The sequence below is a fragment of the Roseovarius sp. B-10 genome, from assembly GCF_056859295.1.
On the sequence record NZ_JBSXOE010000030.1, the window covers coordinates 224,723 to 231,426 of the forward strand.

The following is a 6,704-nucleotide window of genomic DNA, read 5'->3' on the forward strand; positions in this document are numbered from 1 at the left end:
ATGCGACGGGTGAGCATCCTCGGGGCGACCGGCTCTGTCGGGCAGAGCACGCTCGACCTGATCCGGCGCGACCGCGACGCCTATCGGGTGGTGGCGCTGACCGCGGGTGCGAACGTGGCGCAACTGGCCGCCGACGCGCGCGAGCTGGGCGCGGAGGTGGCGGTCACGGCGGATGAGGGCCGGCTCGACGATCTGCGCGCGGCGCTGGCGGGATCGGGGGTCGAGGCGGCGGCGGGGCGCGCGGCGCTGATCGAGGCGGCGGCACGGCCCGCCGACTGGGTGATGTCGGCGATCGTCGGCGCGGCGGGGCTGGAGCCCGGGCTCAGGGCGCTGGAGACCGGCGCGACGCTGGCGCTGGCGAACAAGGAATCGCTTGTCACCGCAGGGCCGCTGGTGATGGCGGCGGCGCGGGCCTCGGGGGCGCGCATCCTGCCGGTGGACAGCGAGCATTCGGCGATTTTCCAGGCGCTTGTGGGCGAGGATATCGGCACGGTCAGCCGCGTCATCATCACCGCCTCGGGCGGCGCGTTCCGCGACTGGCCGGCGGAGCGGCTGGCGCGGGCCACGGTGGCCGAGGCCTCGACCCATCCCAACTGGGACATGGGGCAGCGCATCACCATCGATTCGGCGTCGATGTTCAACAAGGCGCTGGAGATGATCGAGGCGCGCGAATTCTTTGGCCTCGATCCGGCGCAGATCGAGGTGCTGATCCATCCGCAATCGCTGATGCACGCGCTTGTGGGCTTCAACGATGGCGCGCTGATGGCCCATGTCGGGCCGCCGGACATGCGCCACGCCATCGGCTACGCGCTCAACTGGCCCGAGCGGCGGGCGCTGCCGGTGGCCGCGCTGGACCTTGCCGCCGAGGGCGTGCTGGAATTTCGCAACCCCGACGAGGCCCGCGCCCCGGCGCTGCGGCTGGCGCGGGCAGTGATGGCCGAAGGCGGCCTTGCCGGGGCCATTTTCAACGCCGCCAAGGAGCGCGCGCTCGACCATTTCATCGCCGGGCATATCGGATTCATGGCAATGGCGCCGCTGGTCGAGGAGGTGCTGGAACGAATGCTGGCCACCCCCGAGGCACAGGGCGTGGCGCGTGGCGACGATCTGACCCTTGATCGGGTGGCCGGGATGGACCATCTGGCAAGGCAATGCGCCGACGCCGTGGCGACGGAAATCACAAGACGGGGATAGGCTTTGGACCTGAGTATACTTCTGCCGCAATTCGGCAGCCTTTTCATAACGATACTGGCCTTTGTCGTGGCGCTTTCGATCATCGTGGCCGTGCATGAATACGGCCACTACATCGTCGGACGCTGGTCGGGGATCAAGGCCGACGTGTTCTCGCTCGGCTTTGGCCCGGTACTTTTTTCACGGGTGGACCGGCACGGCACCCGCTGGCAGGTGGCGGCCCTGCCCTTTGGCGGCTACGTCAAATTCATGGGGGATTCGGATGCCGCGAGCGGCAAGGACGGCGCGGCGATGACCGACATGCCCCCCGAACGCCTGCGACAGACCATGCACGGTGCGCCGCTCTGGGCGCGCACGGCGACCGTGGCGGCGGGGCCCGTGTTCAATTTCATCCTGTCGATCCTCATCTTCACGGCGGTGATGATGAGCGGGGGCAAGACCGCCGACCCGCTGACCGTGGGCGAGATGAAGCCGCTCCCGGTGGCGGAGGTCGGGCTGCGCCCGGGTGACGAGATCCTGTCGGTCGCGGGGCAGGCCCTGCCCGACCCCGATGCCGACGCGGCCTATGACGATTTCCTCGACGCGCTGCCGCGCGAGGCACGGCTGGAATACGAGGTGCGGCGCGAGGGCGCGCGCGTGACCGTGACCGGCCCGCACCTGATGCCGCCGCTGGTGGGCGGCCTGTCGCCGCAATCGGCGGCCTTCGCGGCAGGACTCGAGGCGGGCGACGTGATCACCGCGGTGAATGGCGAACCGGTCGTGTCGTTTTCCGAACTCAAGGATATCGTCGAGGGCTCGGACGGGGCGCCGCTAGCGCTGGATGTCTGGCGCGGGGGCGAGACGCTACAGCTCACGCTGGTGCCGCGCCGCACGGACGAGCCGCAGGAGGAGGGCGGTTTCCGCAGCGAGTGGCGCATCGGCGTGGTGGGCGCGATGGCGTTTGAACCCGCGACAGAGGCGCTTGGGCCCGTCGAGGCGTTGGGCGCAGCCGTCGGACAGACCTGGATGATCGTGGAAAGCTCGGTCTCGGGTCTGTATCACATGATCACCGGCGCGATCAGTTCGTGCAACATGTCCGGCCCCATCGGCATTGCACAGGTTTCGGGCGCGATGGCGAGCCAGGGCGCGGAGAGCTTCATCTGGTTCGTCGCGGTCCTGTCGACGGCGGTCGGGCTGTTGAACCTGTTTCCCGTGCCGGTGCTCGATGGTGGGCACCTCGTGTTTTACGCCTACGAGGCCGTCGTCGGCCGCCCCCCGAGCGAGCGCGCATTGCGGATAATGATGAGCGTGGGGTTGACGCTGATCCTGTCGCTGATGCTGTTCGCGGTGTTCAACGATCTCTTCTGCCCTTGATCGGGCGCGCCGACGGGACCGGTGACGGCTGGAGTATTTTTGCCAGGAACAAGCGAGGGACTGTTGTCAGTGCCGCTTTGCCGGTATCCTTGTGACAACGAGACCGGGGACCGGCGGATGAGCAGTTTTACAAGGTTTGGACTGGCCGTGCTGGTCGCGCTGTGCCTTGGCGGCACGGCGCGGGCCGAGGGCGCGGGATTCACCGGGCTTGCGCGGCTCGATGCGACCGACAGCCGGATCGTGGCCGACGGCCCCGGCGTTTCGCTGCGGCTGGCGTTGTCGCAGGGGGTGCCGTGGCGGGTGTTCACGCTCGACGGGCCGCCGCGCCTGGTGCTCGATTTCCGCGAGGTGGACTGGCGCGGCGCGGGCGCCACCGGGCTGGTGGCGACCGAGCGGGTGCGCGGCCTGCGCATGGGGCAGATACGGCCGGGCTGGTCGCGGATGGTGGTGGACCTGGCTGGCCCCTACCCGCTCGACGAGGCGGGGCTCGATGTCGACCCCGAGAGCGGGCGCGCGGAATTGCGCGTGCGGCTGGGGCGCGGCGCGCCCGAGCGTTTTGCCGCCGCGTCGGGCGTGCCCGACAGCCCCGGCTGGGATGTCGCCCCGCCCGCCGACACCGCGCCGCCCCCGCCGCGTGATGCAGACGGGCCGCTGCGGGTGATGATCGACCCGGGACATGGCGGGATCGATCCGGGTGCCGAGGAGGGCGGGTTGACCGAGAAGGCGCTGATGCTGGTGCTGGCGCGCGAGTTGCGCGAGGCGCTGTTGCGCGCGGGCGGGTTCGAGGTGTTTCTCACCCGTGACACCGACATGTTCGTGAGCCTTGAGCGACGCGTGGCGCTGGCGCACGACGCGGCGGCGGACGTGTTCATCTCTTTGCATGCCGATGCGCTGACGGATGCGCGGGCGCGGGGCGCGTCGGTCTATACCCTGTCCGATTCCGCCTCGGACGCGGCGAGCGCGGCCTTGGCCGAGCGCCACGACCGGGCGGACCTGTTGGCGGGCGTCGACCTGAGCGACAGCGACGACGTGGTTGCGGGCGTGCTGCTGGATCTCGCGCGGCAGGAGACGCAGCCACGCGCCGAGGCGCTGGCCCAAACGCTGCTGGAGGTATTTCGCAGCGAGGGTATCCCGGTACTGGGCCGGCCGCTGCGCCACGCCGGGTTCTCGGTGCTCAAGGCCGCCGACATCCCCTCGGTTCTGGTCGAGACCGGATTCCTGTCGGATGCGCGGGACCGGCGCAACCTGAGCGACCCGGACTGGCGCGCGGCACTGGTGACGGCGGTGCGCGCGGGGCTGGCACGGTGGCATGCGCAAGACCGGGCGCGGGCCGGGCTGGTGCGGCAATGAGCGCGCGCGCGAAATCCCGCCCCCGCAGCCCGGCTTTGGTTTTGACCGGGGCGGCGATCATGCCTATATCGGGCGCAACCCTGAAAGGGAGCGATCCGTGCTGCGTCCTGTGATGAGCCTTCTGGGCACCGTTTTCAGCCTGATAACCCTCGTTGTGGTCGTCGGTGGCCTCACGCTCGGGGCGGTGCTGCACATCTATGGCAAGGATCTGCCAAGCCACGAGAGCCTGGCCAATTACACACCCCCCACCATCAGCCGCATCTATTCCGCCGAGGGCCGTATCATCGACGAGTTCGCCCGCGAGCGGCGGCTGTTCACCCCCGCCGAGGAGATACCCGACCTGGTGAAGCAGGCCTTCATCAGCGCCGAGGACAAGAATTTCTATACCCATGGCGGCTATGACGCGCTGGGAATTGCCTCGGCGCTTTACGACGCGATCAAGTCGCGCGGGCGCAACGTGCGCGGTGCCTCGACCATCACGCAGCAGGTGATGAAGAACTTCCTGCTCTCCGGCGACCGCCGGATCGAGCGCAAGATCAAGGAGATCATCCTTGCCACCCGCATCGAGGAGACGCTCAGCAAGGACGACATCCTCGAGCTCTATCTCAACGAGATTTTCCTCGGGCAGAACAGCTATGGCGTAACCGCCGCCGCGCAGACCTATTTCAACAAGAATCTTAGCGAGCTGGCGCCCCACGAGACGGCGACACTGGCCGCGATGCCGAAGGCGCCGAGCGACTATCACCCCGTGCGCGAGATGGAGCGGTTGCGCGACCGGCGCAATTTCGTGCTCAAGGAGATGTGGGAGAACGGCTATCTGGACGAGGCGACCTTCGAGGCCGAGCGCGCCGAGCCAGTGCGTTCGGTGCAGAACGGCGATTTCGCGCCGTTCAGCGCCGAATTGCCGCCACGCGACTATTTCACCGACGAGATCCGGCGGCAATTGAGCGACGTCTTCGGCGAGGGCGAGTTCTTTTCCGGCGGGCTCACCGTGCGCGCCACCATCGACCCGCAGATGCAGAGCGCGGCCGCGCGCGCCCTGCGCCGTCAGCTCGAGGCGTATGACCGGCGTCGCGGGCGCTGGCGCGGCACCGGGCAGAGCCTGCCCGAAGAGGCGCTGGACAGCGAGGCCGCGTGGCGCGCGGCGCTGTCGGATCTGCGCGTGGCGCGCGATATCGAGCTGGACGGGACATGGTTTCCGGCGGTGGTGCTGGAGACCGACGATCAGTCGATGCGCATCGGCATCGAGGGTGTCGAGGGCGTGCAGGAGGTGCCGCGCAGCGACATCGCCTGGCTGCCCGATGATTTCCAGGAGACCTTTGAGCGCGGCGCGGTCGTGCATGTCCGTCGGGTTCTCGACGACGAGGGCGCCTTCGTCAACTGGAGCCTGCGGCAAGTGCCCGAGGTACAGGGCGCGTTCATGGCGATGGATGTCAACACGGGTCGCGTGATCGCCATGCAGGGGGGATTTTCCTACCAGGATTCGGTGTTCAACCGCGCGACGCAGGCGATGCGGCAGCCTGGCTCGTCGTTCAAACCCTTCGTCTACGCCGCCGCGCTCGACAGCGGCTACAGCCCCGCGACCATCATCATCGACGCCCCCATCGAGATCGACACACCGCAGGGCCTGTGGCGGCCGCGCAACTCGTCCAACAAATTCTATGGACCGACGCCCCTGCGCACCGGCATCGAGCGGTCGCGCAACCTGATGACCATCCGCCTCGCGCGGGAGGTGGGCATGGACATCGTCGCAAGCTATGCCGAGCGGTTCGGTGTCTACGAGAACATGGGCACGTATCTCGCCAATGCACTGGGTTCGGACGAGACCACGCTCTACAACATGGTGGCGGCCTACTCGATGTTCGCCAATGGCGGTGAGCGGGTCCGCCCCAGCCTCGTGGACCGGGTGCAGGACCGCTATGGCCGCACGCTCTATGCCCAGGACACGCGGACCTGCGTGGATTGCGACGACGCATACCTGCCGCCGGGGCGGGGGCCGCGTATCGTGTCGGACCGCGAGCGGGTGATGGACCCGATCACCGCTTATCAGCTCACCTCGATGATGAAGGGCGTGGTGGATCGTGGCACCGCCTCTGGCGTGATCGACCTGCCGGTGCCGGTGGCGGGCAAGACCGGCACCACCAACGACGCGCGCGACGTGTGGTTCATCGGCTTCACCAGCAACATCGCGGCGGGCTGCTATATCGGCCATGACCAGCCGCGGGGTCTCGGACGGGGGGCCTATGGCGCGTCGATGTGTGGGCCGGTGTTCCAGGAGTTCATGACACAGGCGGTGGAGAAATTCGGCGGCGGGCCTTTCGAGGTGCCACCAGGTGGGCAATTCATCAAGATCGACCGCTATAGCGGTGCGCGCCTGCCCGATGACGCCGCCGGGGCCAACGTGGTGGCCGAGTATTTCCGCGACGGCGAGGAGCCTGTCTTCGGCGTGAGCTTCGACGGCGGTTTCGCGATGGGCAACGATCTCGACCTCTACCAACCCGGCGAGCGCGAGGTGATTGAAGATATCACCACCTCAACCGGCGACAAGGCGCAGGTCGGCGGCAAGGCAACGTTTGGCTCGATGAGTTCCGGCGGCCTCTACTGACAGGGCGGCTTGTGGGCTTGAGGGGACATTGCCGTGAGCCGTGTCATCGTATGTCCGCGGGCAGGCGATCCAACGGTTCTTCAGGGCACTTTATTTCTGATTTCCCGAAAAACATGCAATCGGTGCGCTAGCTTAGCCAAATCGCCTGTCCGGGGGGCGGACATGCGATGGCGCGGCGGCCTTCGGCCTTGAATCCGCGCCGGGACCA

At 68.1% G+C, this 6,704-nt stretch carries 4 protein-coding genes; all 4 read left to right on the forward strand.

Annotated elements, in window-relative coordinates; all coding sequences use genetic code 11:
- The 4 genes from dxr to AC13D8_RS08795 all read left to right on the forward strand — a co-directional run bounded on the left by dxr (position 1) and on the right by AC13D8_RS08795 (position 6,496).
- Positions 1-1,191, forward strand: a complete 1,191-nt coding sequence (gene dxr, locus AC13D8_RS08780) for a 1-deoxy-D-xylulose-5-phosphate reductoisomerase (protein ID WP_482968535.1) — start codon at positions 1-3, stop codon at positions 1,189-1,191.
- A gap of 3 nt (positions 1,192-1,194) precedes the next feature.
- Positions 1,195-2,541 (forward strand): RIP metalloprotease RseP, encoded by a 1,347-nt coding sequence (gene rseP, locus AC13D8_RS08785; RefSeq protein ID WP_482968536.1) that lies wholly within the window; start codon positions 1,195-1,197, stop codon positions 2,539-2,541.
- Between the two features lie 117 nt (positions 2,542-2,658).
- A complete protein-coding gene (locus AC13D8_RS08790) occupies positions 2,659-3,891 on the forward strand; it encodes an N-acetylmuramoyl-L-alanine amidase (protein ID WP_482968537.1) in 1,233 nt (410 codons plus the stop codon).
- A 97-nt stretch (positions 3,892-3,988) separates the two neighbouring features.
- Positions 3,989-6,496: a penicillin-binding protein 1A gene (locus tag AC13D8_RS08795; protein WP_482968542.1), complete on the forward strand. Its 2,508-nt coding sequence runs from the start codon at positions 3,989-3,991 to the stop codon at positions 6,494-6,496.
- Positions 6,497-6,704 lie beyond the last annotated feature (208 nt).

Coding starts and splice junctions, on each gene's coding strand:
- dxr (WP_482968535.1), top strand. CDS start 1: ATGCGACGGGTGAGCATCCTCGGGGCGACCGGCTCTGTCGGGCAGAGC.
- AC13D8_RS08790 (WP_482968537.1), top strand. CDS start 2,659: ATGAGCAGTTTTACAAGGTTTGGACTGGCCGTGCTGGTCGCGCTGTGC.